Annotated in this window: 3 protein-coding genes; all 3 read right to left on the minus strand. The window is 35.1% G+C overall.

The features are described from left to right. Positions 1–201: 201 nt before the first annotated feature. Positions 202–1467, minus strand: a complete 1266-nt coding sequence (fabF, locus tag L8D11_RS05100; protein ID WP_236870588.1) for a beta-ketoacyl-ACP synthase II — start codon at positions 1465–1467, stop codon at positions 202–204. A 25-nt stretch (positions 1468–1492) separates the two neighbouring features. Continuing rightward, a complete protein-coding gene (gene acpP, locus L8D11_RS05105) occupies positions 1493–1744 on the minus strand; it encodes an acyl carrier protein (protein WP_236870589.1) in 252 nt (83 codons plus the stop codon). 90 nt (positions 1745–1834) lie between these two features. Beyond that, on the minus strand, positions 1835–2035 hold a 201-nt coding region (locus tag L8D11_RS05110), incomplete at its 5' end, for a hypothetical protein (RefSeq protein ID WP_236870590.1).

The following is a 2035-nucleotide window of genomic DNA, read 5'->3' on the forward strand; positions in this document are numbered from 1 at the left end:
TCCAAAGAGAGAATTTTCAAAAAGCTAAATTTATTTGGGATGAAGCTATCCAAGAGATAGCTGCTGCCTAAAATTTAAGGGTCAGGGTTGTGTTGCGGCCATATTTCCATTAACTTGACGGTGCCTCGCCTGATGCTGTCTGGCCGAATAATAAAAAAGCACCTAGAAAAAAAATAATTTTTTTCATGGATTATTCCTCTTTTAAAATACTTTTTTAAATACCAAGCAGGAGTTAGTTCCTCCAAATCCAAAAGAATTTGACATCGCATAATCAATATTTTTGGACTGTGCTTTGTTAGCAACAAGATTTATTCCCTCACAGCCTTCATCAGGACTTATTAGATTTAATGTTGGTGGTAATAAGCTATTTTGAATAGCTAAGAGAGAAAATATTGCCTCAACGCTCCCTGCCGCACCAAGTAAATGACCAATGGAAGATTTTGTAGAGGATATTGCCACGTCTTTAATATTATTTGCAAATACTTTTTTAATAGCATTGAGCTCTATCATATCTCCCAAGGAAGTAGACGTTCCATGCGCATTAATGTAATCAATTTTTTCTGGATCAATTTTAGCTTTGGCTAATGCCATTTTCATCGCTTTTATTGCGCCTGTACCTTGAGCCTCTGGCGCTGTAATATGATGTGCATCACCAGAGAGTCCATATCCTAAAACCTCACCATAAATTTTAGCACCTCTCCTTTTTGCATGCTCATACTCTTCTAAAACCAATACACCAGCTCCCTCTCCCATTACAAAACCATCTCTATCTTTATCCCAAGGTCTTGATGCTTCTTCAGGTCTGTCATTGAAATTAGTTGATAATGCTCTTGCAGCTGCAAATCCTGCTACGCCAAGCTTACAAACTGCCCCTTCAGCTCCACCACAAATCATAATTTTAGCATCGCCATCTTTTATTATTCTTGCAGCATCTCCAATTGCGTGAGTCCCAGTAGAACAAGCTGTAACTACGGAATGATTAGGGCCTCTAAATTTATGCCTGATCGAAACGTGCCCTGAAGCCAAATTTATTAAACTAGCTGGTATAAAAAATGGACTAATTTTTCTTGCACCACTTGATTCCAAAATATTAGCGTTTTTCTCAATTGTAGACAATCCGCCAATACCGGAGCCTATTAAAACACCAACATCATCTCTAGCTTCATCTGTTAATTCATTTAGAGCGGCATCAAGTGTTGCTTCTTCCGCTGCTGCTATTGCATAATGGATAAATTTATCCATTTTTTTAGCTTCTTTAGAATCAATAAATTTCTCAATGTTAAATGCCGAATTTCCTTCTAAATTAATAATTCCTGCAATTTTACATCTTAAGTCATCTGTAGAAAACAAACTATCTGGAATTTTTTTGATTCCTGATTTTGAATTGATTATATTCTCCCAATTTTCGGCTGCTGTCACTCCCAAAGGTGCTATTAATCCTATTCCTGTTACTACAACCCGAATCATAACCTATATTTATTGTACTAATGAATTAAGAAGGCTGGTTATAATGCTTTTCTGCGTAGTTAATAGCATCTTGAACCGTTCTGATTTTTTCCGCTTCTTTATCTGGTATCTCAAGATTTTCAAATTCATCTTCCAGTGCCATAACCAATTCCACTCTATCTAGACTGTCAGCACCAAGATCTTCGATAAATCTATCAGTAAGCTTAATCTGTGAAGTGTCTTTATTAAGCTGTTTGTCAATTACTTTCAGTACTCTGTCTTTAATACTATCACTCATAAGGGTTAATTAATATAAGTTAAGGATTGATGTTTAATAACATAAACAAATTCCTTTTTCAAAGAATAATTTTATATTTACACTCTTTTTTCAAAATAGGATTAATAGTGGATTCAAGTATTGATCAGAATATTCCGATGTGGGAGGGGTAATATCGGCACAGTCAAAAGGCCGTTGCATAAATGCAAAGCAAGGAAGATATGCAATAAATGGATTTAAAAAATTAGATTCATATAAAGAAGAACGATAAGTTTGGTATAAAAGCTGATAGAATAATAGGAATTCAAGAAA

This window comes from Candidatus Bandiella numerosa (assembly GCF_021811875.1).
GTDB lineage: Bacteria > Pseudomonadota > Alphaproteobacteria > Rickettsiales > Midichloriaceae > Aquirickettsia > Aquirickettsia numerosa_A.

Excerpts from the sequence above, each read along its gene's own strand:
- fabF (WP_236870588.1), bottom strand. The coding sequence starts at position 1,467 with ATGATTCGGGTTGTAGTAACAGGAATAGGATTAATAGCACCTTTGGGA.
- acpP (WP_236870589.1), bottom strand. The coding sequence starts at position 1,744 with ATGAGTGATAGTATTAAAGACAGAGTACTGAAAGTAATTGACAAACAG.